This window comes from Saccharopolyspora ipomoeae (assembly GCF_029952525.1).
GTDB lineage: Bacteria > Actinomycetota > Actinomycetes > Mycobacteriales > Pseudonocardiaceae > Saccharopolyspora > Saccharopolyspora ipomoeae.
On record NZ_JASAOF010000015.1, the window covers coordinates 130954 to 147181 of the forward strand.

Annotated in this window: 19 protein-coding genes; 15 read left to right on the forward strand and 4 right to left on the reverse strand. The window is 71.1% G+C overall.

Annotation, left to right across the window (positions count from 1 at the left end; all coding sequences use genetic code 11):
• Positions 1–109: 109 nt before the first annotated feature.
• From QFW96_RS21440 to QFW96_RS21490, 11 genes are all read left to right on the forward strand, one after another.
• On the forward strand, positions 110–769 hold the full coding sequence (locus QFW96_RS21440; RefSeq protein ID WP_281457484.1) for a hypothetical protein: 660 nt from the start codon (positions 110–112) through the stop codon (positions 767–769).
• Between the two features lie 4 nt (positions 770–773).
• Positions 774–1133, forward strand: coding sequence for a hypothetical protein (locus QFW96_RS21445; protein WP_281457485.1), 360 nt, complete (start codon positions 774–776; stop codon positions 1131–1133).
• Positions 1130–1573: a DUF3093 family protein gene (locus QFW96_RS21450; protein WP_281457486.1), complete on the forward strand. Its 444-nt coding sequence runs from the start codon at positions 1130–1132 to the stop codon at positions 1571–1573. The genes QFW96_RS21445 and QFW96_RS21450 overlap by 4 nt, the downstream gene beginning before the upstream one ends.
• Before the next feature lie 94 nt (positions 1574–1667).
• Positions 1668–2000, forward strand: coding sequence for a hypothetical protein (locus QFW96_RS21455; RefSeq protein ID WP_281457487.1), 333 nt, complete (start codon positions 1668–1670; stop codon positions 1998–2000).
• 148 nt (positions 2001–2148) lie between these two features.
• Positions 2149–3498, forward strand: a complete 1350-nt coding sequence (gene hemL, locus QFW96_RS21460) for a glutamate-1-semialdehyde 2,1-aminomutase (protein WP_281457488.1) — start codon at positions 2149–2151, stop codon at positions 3496–3498.
• On the forward strand, positions 3495–4157 hold the full coding sequence (locus QFW96_RS21465; protein ID WP_281457489.1) for a histidine phosphatase family protein: 663 nt from the start codon (positions 3495–3497) through the stop codon (positions 4155–4157). Before hemL ends, QFW96_RS21465 begins: the two co-directional genes overlap by 4 nt.
• Entirely contained in the window at positions 4154–4741 is a 588-nt protein-coding gene (locus QFW96_RS21470) for a TlpA family protein disulfide reductase (protein ID WP_281457490.1), read from the forward strand. The genes QFW96_RS21465 and QFW96_RS21470 overlap by 4 nt, the downstream gene beginning before the upstream one ends.
• Positions 4742–5166: 425 nt before the next feature.
• Complete coding sequence (locus QFW96_RS21475) at positions 5167–5949, forward strand: cytochrome c biogenesis CcdA family protein (RefSeq protein WP_281457491.1); 783 nt, start codon at positions 5167–5169, stop codon at positions 5947–5949.
• Positions 5949–7571, forward strand: coding sequence for a cytochrome c biogenesis protein ResB (gene resB / locus QFW96_RS21480; protein ID WP_281457492.1), 1623 nt, complete (start codon positions 5949–5951; stop codon positions 7569–7571). Before QFW96_RS21475 ends, resB begins: the two co-directional genes overlap by 1 nt.
• The gene (ccsB, locus tag QFW96_RS21485; protein WP_281457493.1) at positions 7571–8596 is read left to right on the forward strand and encodes a c-type cytochrome biogenesis protein CcsB; all 1026 of its coding nucleotides are present in this window, start codon (positions 7571–7573) and stop codon (positions 8594–8596) included. The genes resB and ccsB overlap by 1 nt, the downstream gene beginning before the upstream one ends.
• A 201-nt stretch (positions 8597–8797) precedes the next feature.
• Positions 8798–10297: a MinD/ParA family ATP-binding protein gene (locus QFW96_RS21490; protein ID WP_281457494.1), complete on the forward strand. Its 1500-nt coding sequence runs from the start codon at positions 8798–8800 to the stop codon at positions 10295–10297.
• A gap of 261 nt (positions 10298–10558) precedes the next feature.
• Here the strand turns inward: QFW96_RS21490 and QFW96_RS21495 are convergent, their stop codons facing one another.
• Both QFW96_RS21495 and QFW96_RS21500 read right to left on the reverse strand, forming a co-directional pair.
• Positions 10559–10744 (reverse strand): hypothetical protein, encoded by a 186-nt coding sequence (locus tag QFW96_RS21495; protein WP_281457495.1) that lies wholly within the window; start codon positions 10742–10744, stop codon positions 10559–10561.
• A gap of 378 nt (positions 10745–11122) precedes the next feature.
• Entirely contained in the window at positions 11123–11347 is a 225-nt protein-coding gene (locus tag QFW96_RS21500; protein WP_093414319.1) for a BldC family transcriptional regulator, read from the reverse strand.
• 194 nt (positions 11348–11541) lie between these two features.
• Here QFW96_RS21500 and QFW96_RS21505 point away from each other — a divergent pair, with 194 nt between their 5' ends.
• Genes QFW96_RS21505 through QFW96_RS21515 form a run of 3 tightly spaced genes read left to right on the forward strand, consistent with a single transcriptional unit; the run spans position 11542 to position 13598 of the window.
• Entirely contained in the window at positions 11542–11916 is a 375-nt protein-coding gene (locus QFW96_RS21505) for a DUF4229 domain-containing protein (protein WP_343231396.1), read from the forward strand.
• Positions 11913–13010 carry an L-cysteine desulfhydrase Cds1 gene (gene cds1, locus QFW96_RS21510; protein ID WP_281457496.1) on the forward strand — a complete coding sequence of 366 codons (1098 nt, stop codon included), beginning with the start codon at positions 11913–11915 and terminating at the stop codon, positions 13008–13010. Before QFW96_RS21505 ends, cds1 begins: the two co-directional genes overlap by 4 nt.
• 30 nt (positions 13011–13040) lie before the next feature.
• Positions 13041–13598 carry a DUF3558 family protein gene (locus QFW96_RS21515; RefSeq protein ID WP_281457497.1) on the forward strand — a complete coding sequence of 186 codons (558 nt, stop codon included), beginning with the start codon at positions 13041–13043 and terminating at the stop codon, positions 13596–13598.
• 54 nt (positions 13599–13652) lie between these two features.
• On the opposite strand, the gene QFW96_RS21520 is transcribed toward QFW96_RS21515, so the two are convergent.
• Both QFW96_RS21520 and menE read right to left on the reverse strand, forming a co-directional pair.
• On the reverse strand, positions 13653–14525 hold the full coding sequence (locus QFW96_RS21520) for a 1,4-dihydroxy-2-naphthoate polyprenyltransferase (RefSeq protein ID WP_281457498.1): 873 nt from the start codon (positions 14523–14525) through the stop codon (positions 13653–13655).
• Between the two features lie 132 nt (positions 14526–14657).
• The gene (gene menE, locus QFW96_RS21525; protein ID WP_281457499.1) at positions 14658–15839 is read right to left on the reverse strand and encodes an o-succinylbenzoate--CoA ligase; all 1182 of its coding nucleotides are present in this window, start codon (positions 15837–15839) and stop codon (positions 14658–14660) included.
• Between the two features lie 137 nt (positions 15840–15976).
• Here menE and QFW96_RS21530 point away from each other — a divergent pair.
• Positions 15977–16228 (forward strand): hypothetical protein (locus QFW96_RS21530; protein WP_281457500.1); only part of this gene is annotated, 252 nt, incomplete at its 3' end.

Genomic DNA, 16228 nt, shown 5'->3' on the forward strand with positions numbered 1-16228 from the left:
CCGCAGTATCCGCAACAAACGAAATAAGCGCAACAGGTCCGTCTTCGTGTTCGGGGGTACTTGACCTGAAGTGGTGGACAGGGGTATCGGGGGTTTCTAGGGTTCTTGCGTGAGTTATCCGCAGAATCCTTGGCAGCAGGGTGGTTACCCGCAGTCGGGGACCCCGTCGGGTGGTTTTCCGCAGCAGGCTCCCGGCGGTTACCAGCCCCATCCGCAGAACCCGTTCAGCGCGCCGCCGGTGCCGGTGCACGAGATGGCGGCGCCGCGCCGCCCCGCCACCGTGGAGACCGCGTTCTGGATCGCCGTGGTGCTCCCGCTGCTGGTGACGGTGCTCAACGTGGTCAGCTACCTGCTGCTGCAGGGCTGGGTGCAGGATTCGATCGCCGGTGGGACGGACGAGGATCTCGCGGCGGAGATGTCGTCGGCCGTCAACGGCGTGATGATGGTCTTCTTCATCGTCCTGACGATCTTCTACCTGATCCTGACCGGGCTGTGGATCGCCTTCGGCTTCAAATTGCGGGCCGGGCGCAACTGGGCGCGCGTCACCCTCACGATCTTCGCCGGGTTCTGGGCGATGTCCAGCGTCGGCACGCTCGGCTCCGGCGGCGTGGCGGCCGGGATGGCCGACGGCGACGCGCTGCCCGGCTCCTACTACGCGCTGAGCTACGTGCAGGGCGGGCTCGGCGTGCTCGGCACGGTGGCTTTCGTGGTGCTGGTCTTCATGTCGGCCTCCAACGCCTACTTCGACGCCTCCCGCCCCCGGTACTGACGCGATGGCACCGCCGAAACCGCTGCGGATCTCCGTCGTGCTGTGGTGGGTCGTCGCGCTGCTGCTCCTCCTGGAGACCGGGCTGAGCTGGTTCGACCCGGCGATCGAGGACCGGTTGCTGCTGGTCAACACCGTCGTCGGGATCGTCTTGGCCGCGATCTACCTGGTGCTGGGGGCGATGGTGTTCCGTCGCAGGGCGTGGGCGCGGCTCGCGCTCACGATCTTCGCGGCCGCGCACCTGGTGCTGATGGTCGTTTCGGGTGCCGGTTTCGGCATCCCGATGCTCCTGCTTGCGCTCGGTGTCGCCGGAACCGTATTGATGTGGGCGCGGCAGAGCTCCGACTGGCTGACAGGAGAGCGATGAGCGATCCGGTGTTGTACTCCGAACGCGGCAGCAGCTGGTGGCCGGTGCTGTGGGGACCGGTGTTCGCGGGACTCGGACTGGTCGCCGAGCAGGTCACGCTGGGGCCGGAGCACGTGGCGATGTGGATCTTCGTCGGCCTCGGGCTCGCCGTGGCCGCCGCGATCTGGGTCTACGGCAGGCGCAGGCTGCTGTCGGTCACCCTGACCCCGTCCGAACTGGTGCTCGGCCGGGAAACCGTCGAGGTCAAGCGCATCGCCTCGGTCAGCGACGTCGGCGCACCGGTCGGCGCGCGGGTGCTCGGCGGCAGCTGGACCACCCCGAAGGGGACCGGCGAGATCCCGCTGCGCCTCGACGACGACACCGTCGTGCTGGCCTGGGCCAAGGACTCCGAGAAGCTCTCCGCCGAGCTGACCAGGCTCGTCGAGAAGTCCGAGCTGTAGTCGCCCGGGCTCCAGTCGCCCGGGCTCCAGTCGCCCGGGCTCCAGTCGGCGGATCAGCGCGGTCCGGAACGCGGGATGTGAGACGCTTTCGGCCGTGACTGCCGAACCGTGGCCCAGCGACGGGCCGAAGCTCGACGGCGACGCCGAACCGGAACGCGCCGGTGGCCGGCTCAACCAGCCGTGGCGGGCGGCGGTGGCCGGGATCGAACTGGTCGCCGCGGTCGCCCTCGGGCTGCTGGCCTGGTGGGCGTGGGGCCGGGGCGTGGTGACCATCTACCTGCCCGGACCGCACGGCGCCGTCGACGTCGTGACCCGCTCCCTCGGCAGCTGGCTTTCGGGCTCGGTGATAGCCGCGACCCTGGGCGGACTGCTGCTCATCGACGCCGTGCGCCAGATCGTCCTCGCCGCCCGAGCGGGTCGCGAGTAGGCGCACTTCGCGCACGCGGCGGAGCCGCATTCCCTTCCACCACCTGAGGCGCCGGCACCGCAACCTGCACCGCCGAGCGAGGTGACCACCGACCGTTCGTCGTCGGGGTGCGCCCGGCCACACGGCCGGGAGTGTCAGACTGGGGAGCGTGACAGCTTCTGCGAACTCCGCTTCGACCCGGCACGACGATCCGGCTCCGCAGTCGCGGCAGCTGTTCGAGCGTGCGCAGGCGGTGACGCCCGGCGGCGTCAACTCCCCGGTCCGCGCCTTCCAGTCCGTCGGCGGCACGCCGCGGTTCATGGTGCGCGGCGAGGGCGCCTACCTCTGGGACGCCGACGACAACCGCTACGTCGACCTGGTCTCGTCCTGGGGCCCGATGATCAACGGGCACGCCCACCCCGACGTCGTCGCCGCGGTGCGCGACACGGCCGTGCACGGCACGTCGTTCGGCACGCCCGGCGTCGGTGAGATCGACCTGGCGCAGGAGATCATCGACCGGGTCGAGCCCGTCGAGCAGGTCCGGCTGGTCAACTCCGGCACCGAGGCGACGATGACCGCCGTCCGGCTCGCCCGGGCCTTCACCGGCAAGCAGAAGATCGTCAAGTTCGCCGGTTGCTACCACGGTCACGTGGACGCGCTGCTGGCCGCGGCCGGGTCCGGGGTCGCCACCCTGGGCCTGCCGACCTCGCCGGGCGTGACCGGTGCGCAGGCCGCCGACACCCTCGTGCTGCCCTACAACGACCTCGACGCCGTGCGGCAGGTCTTCGCCGAGCAGGGCGACGAGATCGCCTGCGTGATCACCGAGGCCGCCGCCGGCAACATGGGCACGGTCGCTCCGCTGCCCGGCTTCAACGCCGGCCTCAAGGAGCTGACCAGCGCCAACGGCGCGCTGCTGATCATGGACGAGGTGATGACCGGCTTCCGCGTCTCGTCCGCCGGGTGGTTCGGCATCGACGGCGTCGCCGGTGACCTCTACACCTTCGGCAAGGTCATGTCCGGCGGGCTGCCCGCCGCCGCGTTCGGCGGTCGCGCCGACGTGATGGAGCGGCTCGCGCCGACCGGCCCGGTCTACCAGGCGGGCACGCTCGCCGGGAACCCGATCGCCGTGGCCTCCGGCCTGGCCAACCTCCGCGCCGCCGACGCCTCGGTGTACGCGGCGCTGGACCGCAACGCCGAGCGGCTGCGCGAGCTGATCGGCTCCGCGCTGACCGCCGAGGGCGTGGCGCACCAGATCGCCTCGGCGGGCAACATGCTCAGCGTCTTCTTCAGCGAGACGCCGGTGCACAGCTACGAGCAGGCCCAGGGCCAGCAGACCTGGCGCTTCCCGCCGTTCTTCCACGAGCTGCTGGCGCGCGGCGTCTACCCGCCGCCGAGCGCGTTCGAGACCTGGTTCGTCAACGCGGCGATGGACGACGCCGCGTTCGAGCAGATCGCCGACGCCCTCCCGCACGCCGCGCGCGCGGCCGCCGCCGCGACGGCTCCGGAGGCTTCGAAGTGACCCAGCAGCAGAGCGGGACCGAGCCGCAGGGCGAGAAGACCCTCGTTCACTTCCTCCGCCACGGCGAGGTCCACAACCCGGAGGGCGTCCTCTACGGGCGCCTCCCCGGCTACCGGCTTTCCGACCGGGGCGAGCAGCAGGCCAAGCTGGTCGCTGAGTTCCTCTCCGGACACGACATCGCCCGCGTGATCGCCTCGCCGCTGCAGCGCGCGCAGGAGACCGCCCGCCCGCTGGGCGCGATGTTCCAGACCGAGGTGGCCACCGACGACCGGCTCATCGAGGCCGACAACCGCTTCGAGGGCCTGAAGGTCTCCGTCGGCGACGGCGCGCTGCGCTCGCCGCGGCACTGGCCGAAGCTGTGGAACCCGTTCGCGCCCTCGTGGGGCGAGCCGTACCTGGAGATCGCGCACCGGATGCTCGGCGCCGCGCACCGCGCGCGGGCCGCCGCCTACGGCCGGGAGGCCGTGTGCGTGTCGCACCAGCTGCCGATCTGGACGCTGCGCCGCTACGTCGAGGGCAAGCCGATGTGGCACGACCCCCGGCGCAGGCAGTGCTCGCTGGCGTCCCTGACGACCCTGGTGTTCCGGGGCGAAGAACTCGTGCGGGTCGCCTACGTGGAACCCGCTGGTGGCACCGATCCGAGAGTGACGGGCGCATGAGGAAGCTTCTGGTGCGGCTCGGCCTGATCACGGCCGTGCTGGCGATGGTGGGCGGCTGCGCCGCTCAGGAGGACTCGAACAAGGCCGGGGGCGAGTTCACGTTCGTCTCGCCCGGCGGGCAGACGCGGATCTTCTACCCGGCCGATCAGCGGGGCAAGATCAGCTCGCTGTCCGGCGACGACCTGCTCACGCCCGGCAAGCAGCTGGGCATCCAGGACTTTCCGGGCCAGGTCGTGGTGCTCAACATCTGGGGCTCCTGGTGCGGTCCGTGCCGCTCGGAGGCCGACGACCTGCAGGCCGTGCAGGACAAGCTCGGCCCGCAGGGCGTGCAGGTGCTGGGCATCGACGTCCGGGACAGCCAGAGCGCGGCGGCGGACTTCCACCGCGACCGCGGCCTGACCTACCCGTCGATCTTCGACCCGGCCGGCCGCACGCTGCTGTCGCTGCGCCAGTTCCCGCGCAGCACGGTCCCGGCCACGATCGTCCTGGACCGCCAGCACCGGGTCGCCGCGATCTTCCTGACCGAAATGCTGGAGAGCGAACTCCTACCCGAGGTCCAGAAGATCGCCGCCGAGCCTTCATGAGGGACTGCTCCGCTGTCCCGTCTGCTGGGCAGATGCGGTTCATCGGCAGGTCTTGTCCACTGACAAGACTCCGTGGTCACCCTGCTCGGCGGTGCGGGTAGCGGAACCTGGCACGCCTTCTGGCTCCGGGATCCGAGGCTTGTGTATGCCGATGCACGACACGTCGGCTGTCCTCCCCAGAAGACGTGTCAGAACCCGCGGCGGTGCGAGCGTCTTGGGTGGGGTGCTGAGAAACCGGCTTCGCCGGTTGCCTGACGTTGTGTGACACCTGTCTCCCGAGGGGCGACGTTGGTCCTGAAATCGGCGGGACCAACGTCCCCCCGGCGCGCGGTTCGTGCCTGGGAGTCGCGTTCACCTGGGCGTTTGTGGGCCGGTTCACCGAGCCCGGTGCGTGAGGGCGACGTCGGCTTTCCTACCCTCGAAGCGTGAACCCCACCGAGCTCGCCGCGTCCGGACCGCTGCTGTTCGCGGCGGCCATCGCGGCGCTCGCCGGGGCGATCAGCTTCGCCTCGCCCTGCGTGGTGCCGCTGGTCCCCGGCTACCTGGCGTACCTCGCCGGGGTCGTGGGTGCCGATGCGCCGCCGGTCGACGAGGCCGAGACCGAGCAGGACCGGCGCGGTCGCTGGCGGGTGGCCGGTGCCGCGCTGCTGTTCGTGGCCGGTTTCAGCGTCGTGTTCGCCGCCGGGGCGCTGCTGCTGCTCGGCCTGTCCGACGCCCTGCTGACCAACGAGCTGCTGCTGCAGCGCATCGGCGGCGTCGTCACCGTCGCGATGGGCCTGGTGTTCCTCGGCCTGATCCCCGCCCTGCAGCGGGACGTGCGCGTGCACCGCGTGCCCCGCGCCGGGGTGTGGGGCGCGCCGCTGCTCGGCGCGGTGTTCGGCCTCGGCTGGACGCCGTGCCTGGGACCGACTCTCGTGGGCGTCATCTCGGTCGCCGCGGGCACCGATGTGGACACCGGGACCGCGCTGCGCGGAATCCTGCTGGTGCTCGCCTACTGCGTCGGTCTCGGCGTCCCGTTCGTCGTGCTGGCGCTGGGTGCCCGCTGGGCCGTGCGCAGCGCGGGCTGGCTGCGGCGACGCGGACGCGCGATCCAGATCGCGGGTGGAGTGCTGCTGGTGGTGGTGGGCCTGCTGCTCGTCACCGGTCTGTGGGGAGAGCTGATCTCGATGCTTCGTGGCCCGATCGCCGGTTTCGAGACGCCGATCTGATGCGCGACCACCTCCGAACCGCCCTGTCCTTCCTGCGCAACACCTGGCGCGGGCTGACGTCCATGCGCACCGCTCTGGTGCTGCTGTTCCTGCTGGCGCTGGCCGCGCTGCCCGGCGCGCTGATCCCGCAGCGCTCGCTGAACCAGTCCGAAGTGGACAAGTACTTCCAGGACTACCCGGACATCGCGCCGCTGCTCGACAAGATCGGCATGTTCGAGGTGTTCAGCTCCGTCTGGTTCGCCTCGATCTACGTGCTGCTGTTCATCTCGCTGATCGGCTGCCTGCTGCCGCGCTGCTGGGAGTACTACAAGCAGTGGCGCAGCAAGCCCGTCCGCACGCCGCGCAACCTCGCCCGGCTGCCGCACCACGCCGAGAAGGCGCTGGACACCTCGGTCGACGCGGCCATCGACGACGCCAAGAAGCGGCTGCGCGGCTGGCGGATGGTCGAGCACACCGAGGCCGACGGGGCCCGCTCGATCAGCGCCGAGCGCGGATTCCTGCGCGAGATCGGCAACCTCGTGTTCCACTTCGCGCTGGTCGGGCTGCTGATCGGGCTCGCGGGCGGCAAGCTCTACGGCTACGAGGGCCAGGTCATCGTGGTCGCCGACGGTTCGGAGTTCTGCAACTCCGGCACCTACAACTACGACTCGTTCCGCGCGGGGCTGTCGGTCGACGGCACCCAGCTGTCCCCGTTCTGCGTCAAGGTCGACGACTTCGACGTGCAGTACCAGCCCAACGGGCAGGTCGCCAGCTACAACGTCGGCATGCAGTACCAGTCCGACGAGGACCTGGAGACCAACACCTGGAGGCCCTACGACCTGCAGGTGAACCACCCGCTGCGCACCGCGGGCGACCGGGTCTACCTGACCGGCAACGGCTACGCGCCCCGGTTCACCGTCACCTGGCCCGACGGCCAGCAGCGCACCGGACTCGTGCAGTGGCAGCCGATGTCGCCGCAGACGATGCTGTCGCAGGGCGCCACCAAGTTCGACCCGCCCGGCGTGACCGACGAGGTGCAGCGCAGGCAGAACCAGCTGGCCATCACGGGTCTGTTCGCGCCGACCGCCGCGTTCGACGGCAAGATCCTCAGCTCCGGGTTCCCCGACCTGCTGGACCCGACCGCGGCCATCGACGTGATGCGCGGCGACCTCGGGCTGGACTCCGGCCGCGGCCAGTCGATCTTCGGCGTGGACCAGTCGATGGTGCAGCAGGGCAGGCTCCAGCGGGTCGCGCGCGAGAACGTCCGCGTCGGCCAGGAGATCCGCCTCGACGACGGCACCACGGTCCGCTTCGACGGCGTCGAGCGCTGGGCGAACCTGCAGATCTCGCACGACCCGTTCCAGACATCGGTGCTGGTCTTCGCGGTGCTCATCATCGGTGGGCTCGGCACCTCGCTGATCATCAAGCGCCGCCGCATCTGGGTGCGGGCCGCTCCGCACCCGGAACCCGGCGAAAACGGCTCCGCGCGTACCGTTGTCGAGGTCGGCGGGCTCGCCCGCACCGACCAGGCCGGGTACGGCGAGGAGTTCGCCCGGATCGCCGACGACCTGCTCGGTGCGGATGTCGACCACTCGCCCCAGCCCCGCGCGGACGCAGGGACCGCGCGCGAAAGGAAGAGCTGATGCCGGTCAACCAGACGCTGTCCAACTACAGCGACATGGCCTACGCCACCTCGGTGGTCATCTACATCGCGTCGATGCTGCTGTACTTCGGCGAATTCGCCCTGGGCCGGGTCGCCACGGCCGCCCAGGCGCGGGAGGCCGCGCTGGTCGGCGTGAAGTCCGGTGCCCAGAAGTCGGGGGCCGAGAAGTCCTCGGACGCCAAGGACGTCGTCGGCCACGTCCCGGCCGCGCCGAAGCGCCCGCTGGCCGAGCGGCTGGGCGGCATGGCCGTGTCGATGACCGTGCTCGGCGCGCTGGTCCACTTCGGTTCCCTGCTCACGCGCGGTCTGGCCACCGGCCGGGTGCCGTGGGGCAACATGTACGAGTTCGGCTCGGCGATCTGCCTGGCGGCCGTCGTGGCCTGGCTGATCGTGCTGTTCCGGCAGCTGCGCAACGCCCGCCGCGAGGCCACCCCGGCCCAGCTGCGCGGGCTCGGCGGATTCCTGATGCTGCCGGTGACGCTGCTGCTGTTCCTGTCCGGCACCGTGCTCTACGCCGACGCCGCGCCGCTGCAGCCCGCGCTGCAGTCGTACTGGATCGTCATCCACGTCGCCGCCGCGATCGTCTCCAGCGGCGCGCTGCTGTTCGCCGGTGTCGCCAGCATCCTCTACCTGCTGCGCAGCCGGTACGAGAACAACCCGCTGAAGATGGTCAAGTTCGGCTCGCGGCTGCCCACCAGCCAGGCTCTGGACCGGATGGCCTACCGCGCCACCGTGATCATCTTCCCGGTGTGGACGTTCGCGATCGTCGCCGGCGCCATCTGGGCCGAGGCCGCGTGGGGCCGCTTCTGGGGCTGGGACCCCAAGGAGACCTGCGCGTTCATCGCCTGGATCGTCTACGCCGCCTACCTGCACGCCCGCGCGACCGCGGGCTGGCGCGGGGTGCGCTCGGCGTGGATCAACATCCTCGGCCTGGCCGTGATGATCTTCAACCTGTTCTTCGTGAACCTCGTCGTGACGGGATTGCACTCCTACGCCGGTCTGTGAGCACCCGATCCGGCGTTCGCAGCAGCGCGACGGCGCGTTCGGCTCGCAGTCGTGGCGTGCATCGCGTTTGGTGTCCGGGAGAACCGAGGCGCCTACCCGCCACCTATGGTGACTAGGGGGTATGGGTGGCGTTAGGTTTTGCCGACGTGGGGCCCGCCCGAACATGATGGGCTCGACTCGAACGTGGGAGGGACGGCGACGGTGACGGGACAGTACGAAGAGCCCGAGACGCGGCGGGACATCGATGCGACCGCGCCGCGGACCGACGGCCCGGCCGGCACCGAGGCGGAGACCGGCAAGAACGGCAACGGCTCCTACACCGAGCCGGAAACCCGCCCGCAGCAGCCGAAACCGGTTCCGGAGCACCCCGAGCCGTCGTACGTGGACCCGTCGCAGCCGGACGTCTCCGGTCCTTTCCCGGTCGCGGAGGCTCCGCAGCCGTACTACCCGAGCGGAGCGCCGGTGTACCCCGACCCGTCCCAGTCCGGCCCGCACGCCCAACCGCAGGCCCAGCAGCCCCAGGCCCAGCAGACGCCGCCGCAGGCCCAGGCCCCGCAGGTTCAGGGGCAGCAGCAGTGGCCCGGGCAGTCCGGTCCGTACCCGGTCTCCTCGGGCCCGCACCCGGTCGCCGAGGGCGGTTCCGGCCCGGTGAGCCCCTACGCGCCGGTGTCCGGCGGTCCGTCCGGTCCGTTCCCGACGGGCCAGCCGTACCCGCCGCAGCAGGCCCCCCAGCAGGGACCGCCCCAGCAGGGACCGCAGCCGAACGCCGACCTGTCCTCGGCGCAGCTGCTGCGCCAGACCAAGCGGCCGCCGCAGTCCGGCTGGCGCAAGGCCGTCTACCTGGCCAGCGGCAAGACCGTGAACTTCGGCGAGGGACCGACCGACCGCAAGCGCCGGGAGCTGATCGCGCGGGTCAACCAGCCGCTGCAGGGCTGCTACAAGATCGCGATGCTCAGCCTCAAGGGCGGCGTCGGCAAGACCACCGCGACCGCGACCCTCGGCGCCACGTTCGCGTCGCTGCGCGGTGACCGGGTCATCGCGGTCGACGCCAACCCCGACCGCGGCACGCTGAGCCAGAAGATCCCGCTGGAGACCACCGCGACCGTCCGGCACCTGCTGCGCGACGCGCACCGGATCCGCCGCTACAGCGACGTCCGCTCCTACACCTCGCAGGGCCCGAGTCGTCTCGAGATCCTCGCCAGCGAGCAGGACCCGGCCGTCTCCGAGGCGTTCAGCGAGGACGACTACCGGCGCACGGTGACGCTGCTGGAGCACTTCTACAACGTGGTGCTCACCGACTGCGGCACCGGCCTGATGCACTCCGCGATGAAGGGCGTGCTCGACGTCGCCGACTCGCTGGTGATCGTCTCGTCCAGCTCCCTCGACGGCGCCCGCAGCGCCTCGGCGACCCTGGACTGGCTGGACGCGCACGGCTACGGCGACCTGGTGTCGCGCTCCGTCGCGGTCATCAACTCGGTGCGCCCGGCCTCGGGCAAGGTCGACGTGGACAAGCTCGGCGCCCACTTCGCGGCCCGCTGCCGCGCGGTCTCGCGCATCCCGTTCGACGCCCACCTGGAGGAGGGCGCCGAGGTCGAGCTCGACCAGCTGGCAGCTCCCACGCGCATGGCGCTGCTGGACCTGGCGGCAATGGTCGCCGACGACTTCCCGCACGCCTCAGGACGGCAGGCCTCTCAGGGGTAGAGGCCTGTGGTCCCTCTTGCCTCCGCGGTGCGGGTAGGACGGGCTTCCGTTCACTGAAACCGCTCTGTGGTCGTTTTGCTCGGCGGTGCGGGTAGCGGAACCTGGCACGTCTTCTGGCTCCGGGATCCGAGGCTTGTGTATGCCAATGCACGACACGTCGGCTGTCCTCCCCAGAAGACGTGTCAGAACCCGCGGCGGTGCCAGCGCCTTAGGCGGGGTAGTGAGAAACCGGCTTCGCCGGTTGCCTGACGAGGGTGGGGTTCACTCCTCGTCGGTCGGGCGCTTGTTCTTGCGCTGCTCCTCGGCGAGCCTGCGGAGGAACTCCGGGTCGTCGTCGGGGGCGACGGGCGCTCTGCGCGGACGTGTCGTCGCGACCTGCGGTCCGAACGCCTTCCACATCAGCACAGCGATGGTGAGCGCGCCGATCGCGGCGAGGACGTAGATCATCGAGGGCACCTCCAACCGTTCCGCTTACGAGATTAGCCAATCAGAGCGGGTGGTGTCTTTGTCCGGAGGTGTCCGGTTTCCAGCGGTGCTCGTCCAGCGGTGCTTATCCAGCGGTGTTCGTCCAGCGGTGTTGGTCTAGCGGGGCCCCTGGTGACGCCTCGCACCTGCGCGAGGCGTCACCAGGGGCGGCGGTCGTCATCGGCCGGCCGCCCAGCGATCTTCGACTTGGTGCAGTGATTCTCGGCTGTGCAGACTGCTTCCTCGGCGCCTGCAGCGGTGTTCGGGGCACTCACCACGAGGGGTCTTGGGGAGTGGTCCTGAGCCACCGCCGCGTTGACTTCCGCGCCGCTTCGAGATGTTCTCCGCTGCCGGACTCGGTCAGGCGGTGCGGTTCACATCGTTGGTCAGCTCGGCCAGCAGGGTGCGGACCTCAGACTCGCGGAAACGACGGTGACCACCGGGGGTGCGGATGGAACCGATCCGGCCGGCGGTCGCCCATCGGGTCACGGTCTTGGGGTCGACCCGGAAGAGCGCCGCGACCTCACCCGGGGTGAGGAGCTGCTCCTGACCGTTCTGGCGAGGCTGCTGAGTCGACGCGGTCACAGGTGACCTCCACATTTGCGATAACTGGTATTCGGGCATTCCGGTCGCATCCTGGCACTTCAGGGGCCAGGTACTCGAACGTTTGGGTTTAGGTAAAGGGAAGGTAAGGGACGAAAGCGGCGCATCGGGCGGTGGCCGTCGCGGGCCGCATCCGCCGGGACGGGCCGGTCAGCAGGTGCTCTACCCTGGATGACGTGCGGGAACAGCAGGAGACGACGACCGGCGAGACCGAGGCGACCACAGCGACCGCTCCCGAGGCGGGCGCCGATCAGCCGACCGGCGGGACGTCCGAGGTCAAGCCCAACCTTGCCCGCGACATCGCGCTCTACACGGTCGCCCGGTTCGGCCTGGTCGCGATCGTCGCCGCGCTGCTGATGCTGGCCCAGGTGCCGGTGCTGGTGGCGATCGCGGTGTCGGTGGTCGTCGTCATGCCGCTGTCGCTGCTGGTCTTCGGCCGGTTGCGGCGCAGGGTCGCGATCGGCATGGCCGAGCGCACCGAGGACCGCAGGCAGCGCCGCGAGCAGCTGCGCGCCGAACTGCGCGGCGACGCCCCGGCGGATGCCGAATGACCAGCGACATCGACCGCTCCTGCGAGCGCACCAGGGCGTGGGTCAGCGAGGCCGTCCGGATCATCGAGGCCGACGCCAACCGCAGCGCCGACACCCACCTGCTGCGGTACCCGCTGCCCGCGGAGTGGGGGATCGACCTCTACCTCAAGGACGAGTCAACACATCCGACCGGTTCGCTCAAGCACCGACTGGCCCGATCCCTGTTCCTCTACGCCATCTGCAACGGATGGGTGACCGAAAACACACCCGTGATCGAGGCGTCGTCGGGCTCGACGGCGGTGTCGGAGGCCTACTTCGCCCGCCTGCTCGGACTGCCGTTCATCGCCGTGATGCCCCGCTCCACCAGCGCCGAGAAGGTCTCGCTGATCGAGTGGCAGGGCGGGCGCTGCCACTTCGTGGACGAGCCCGGCGCGATCTACACCGAGTCGCGACGGCTCGCAGCCGAGCTCGGCGGCCACTTCATGGACCAGTTCACCCACGCCGAGCGGGCCACCGACTGGCGGGGCAACAACAACATCGCCGAGTCGATCTTCGACCAGCTCGCGCTCGAACCGCACCCCGAGCCCGCCTGGATCGTGGTCGGAGCGGGCACCGGCGGCACCAGCGCCACCATCGGCCGCTACCTGCGCTACCGCAGGCTCGGCACCCGGCTGGCCGTCGTCGATCCGCAGCGCTCGGTGTTCTTCGAGGCCTGGCGCGACAGCGACCCGGGGCTGACCAGCGACACCGGCTCCCGCATCGAGGGGATCGGCAGGCCGCGCGTCGAGCCGTCCTTCATCGGGCAGGCCATCGACCGGATGATCAAGGTGCCGGACGCGGCCTCCATCGCCACCATCCGCTGCACCGAGCACGTCCTCGGCCGCCGCGTCGGCGGCTCCACCGGAACCAACCTGTGGGGCGTTTTCGCGCTGGTCTCGGAGATGCTCGCGCAGGGACGCCGGGGCAGCATCGTCACGCTGCTCTGCGACGGGGGCGAGCGCTACACCCACACCTACTTCGACGACGCGTGGGTCGCCGAGCAGGGCATGGACCTGGAAGCCCCGCGCAAGGCCCTGGACCGCTTCCACACCACCGGCGAGTTCCAGGCAGACTAGGGCCCGTCGATCTTTCGCGGAGGAGGTCCGGTGCTCGAACGCCTGCTGATCAGCGCCGTCGCCTGCACCGCGCTCGCCGGGTGCAGCGCGGTGCAGGAGGTCGTGCCCACGCCGCCGTCGTCCGAGCCGAGCACGTCCGAGGAGTCCACGGCGACCAGCACGGCCCCGTCGATCACCCGCGACGTGCCGCCGGAGCAGCGGCGGATGCTGGGAACGCTGACGGCAGCGGACCTGTGCGGGCTCCTCCGGCCCGACGAGATCGCGGCGCTGGCCTTCGACGTCGAGCCCGGTCGGCCTCGGGAGGTCGGCATCGAGCCGCCGGTGCGCGGCTGCGCGTTCGAGTCCCGCACCGGCGGACGTCAGGTCCTGATCGGCGCGCAGGCCCCCGGCTACGCCGACCTGGGCGACGAGGAGATCGAGCTCGGCCCGGTGCGCGGCACCAAGGTCCTGCGCACCTCGGACTGCACCGTCTACGCCCCGGTCGCCGAGGCGACCCTCCAGGTGTCGGTGATCTCCGGTGAGACCGACTCCGACCTCTGCCGCATGGCCTCGGACGTCACCCAGTACGTCCTGCCTGTGCTTTCTTAGGTCCGTGGTTGCTTTGCTTGGCGGTGCGGGGAAAGCACCTGCGGCGCTTGGCCTCTAGCCGAACGCCAGGGTGGCGCCCGTGATGGCGCCCCAGGCGAGCATGGCGAAGCCGGTGTCCCGGACCGCGGGGATCAGGTAGCGGCCGGTGGCGCCGCGGATGACCGCGCGCAGCGGGATCAGCAGCAGCGGCAGGGCCAGGAATCCCAGCAGCACCCAGGAGTTGCGCAGCCCGATCAGGACCGTGATGACGAACGGCACCAGCGCCAGCGCGGTGTAGAGGGTGCGGGTGTCGCGGTCGCCGAGCATCACCGCCAGGGTCCGCTTGCCGGTGACCCGGTCGGAGGGGATGTCGCGGAGGTTGTTGGCCACCAGCACCGCGCAGGACAGCGAGCCGATGCCCACCGCCGCGCCGATGCTGAAGCCCGAGATCGTCCCGGCCTGCACGAACATCGTGCCCAGGACGGCGATCAGGCCGAAGAAGACGAACACCGCGACCTCGCCCAGGCCCGCGTAGCCGTAGGGCTTGCTGCCGCCGGTGTAGAACCAGGCACCCGCGATGCACAGCGCGCCGATCGCCAGCAGCCACCACTGGCCGCTCAGCGCGACGACGCCGAGCCCGGACACCGCGGCCACCCCGAAGCACGCGAACGCGGCGTTGCGGACCGCTCCCGGCCGCGCCGAGCGCGATCCGACCAGCCGGAACGGGCCGACGCGCGAGTCGTCGGTGCCGCGGATGCCGTCGGAGTAGTCGTTGGCGAAGTTGACCCCGATGATCAGGCTCAGGGCCACCACCAGGGCCAGCAGCGCGATCAGCGGGTCGAACGAGTCCACTCCCGCGGCGGCGCCGGTTCCGGCCAGCACCGGCGCGATCGCATTCGGGAAGGTGCGCAGACGGGCACCTTCGATCCATTGCGCGACAGTCGCCATGAGCCTCATCTTCGCTCACCGGCGATGCGGCTCGGCTAGCAGGTGGCACACATCGGGAGCGGTGCGCGGAGCCCGGAAGCCGCTCGGGTTCCGCCACCCGCACCGCCGAGCGAGGTGACCGCGAAGCGGTTCTCAGCAGGTCAGCTGGGCGGCGAGCGCGCGTCGGTCCGGTTTGCCGGGCCCGCGCAGCGGGAGCTCGTCGAGCAGGGTGATGCGCTTCGGCGCGGCCGCGGCGCCCAGCCGCGCGCGGACGGCGGCCCGGAGGGCGTCGACATCGGGTTCGGCGGCCGGGTCCGGGACGATCGCGGCCACCACGGCCTGGCCCCACTCGGCGTCGTCCACGCCGAGCACGCAGGCCTCCCGGACGCCGGGCTGCTCGGTGAGGACCCGCTCGACCGGCAGCGGGGCGACCTTCTCGCCACCGGTGATGATCACGTCGTCGGCGCGGCCGAGCACCTCCAGCTTGCCGTCGTCGAAGCGGCCGAGGTCGCCGGTGCGGAACCAGCCGCCCGCGAAGACCTCGGCGTCGGGCCGGTTGCGGTAGCCCCTGGCCAGCATCGGCCCGGCCAGCCGGATCGGACCGAGGTCGCCTTCGACGTCGACCCGCGCCACGTCCAGCGGGACGCCGTCGTAGACGCAGCCGCCCGCGGTCTCGCTCATGCCGTAGGTGGTGGTCGCCCGCACACCGCGCTCCCGGGCGTCGGCGAGCAGGGCTGGCGGGGTGGCGGCGCCGCCGAGCAGCACCGCGTCGAACTCGCGCAGCGCGGTCAGGCCCGCGCCGCCGTCGGCGATCAGCCGGGAGAGCTGGGTCGGCACCAGGGCCGTGTAGTGCGGGCCGTCGGCGGCCAGGAGGGGGCGCGCGGCCTCGGCGAAGGCGTCCGGGCGGAAGCCGTTCGAGGTGTCGACCGCGTGCGGTCGGGTGCCCGCCAGAAGCGCTCTGACCAGGACCTGGACTCCCGCCACGTGGTGCGCCGGCATCGCCAGCAGCCAGTGCCCGGCTCCGCCGAGCCTGCGGTGGGTGGCCTCCGCCGAGGCGCGCAGCGAGCTCGCGGGCAGCAGCACCCCCTTGGGCGCGCCGGTGGAGCCGGAGGTGGCGATGACCAGCGCGGTCGGGTCGTCCTGGGCGTCCTCGCCGGGGTTCAGCGGGCCGCTCAGGGCGGTGGCCAGGCGTTGCGCCTCCTCGGGGGCGTCGGCCGCGACCGGCAGCAGGGCGGGTCCGGCGCCGTCGAGCGCGCGGCGGAGGGCGGGCAGCACGTCCAACGCCCGGGTTCCCGGTGGCACTTCGAGCGGCTGCAGGTCCCGGGCGTTCGGCATGGGCTCCATTCTCGGCGCGGTGGCCGGGAGCGCGGCCGCCGGGAGACCGAGAGGTTCGACACTAGCTCACCTGTTCGAGCGATCAAGTGTTCGAAAGGATCGGTCGATGATGTGGGGGTGAGCGGAAGGAGAAGGCGATGTTTCTCGTGTTCGTGCTGGTCATCCCCGTCTTCACCGGGTCGTCCCCTGCCGGCGGGCCGGGGTCGTCGGAGGACGTGAGGCCCGGCCGCGGCGGTGCCGACCCGGCCGGGCCCCGGCGGGAGACGCCGGACGAGCAGGGCCAAGGGCTGCTGCTGTCCGGCGTGCTGCCCGACGAGGACTGGGAGGTCTCAGAAGTACCAGGGGAACTGGGACCAGTCGGGGTCTCGTTTCTGCAGGAACGCGTCCCT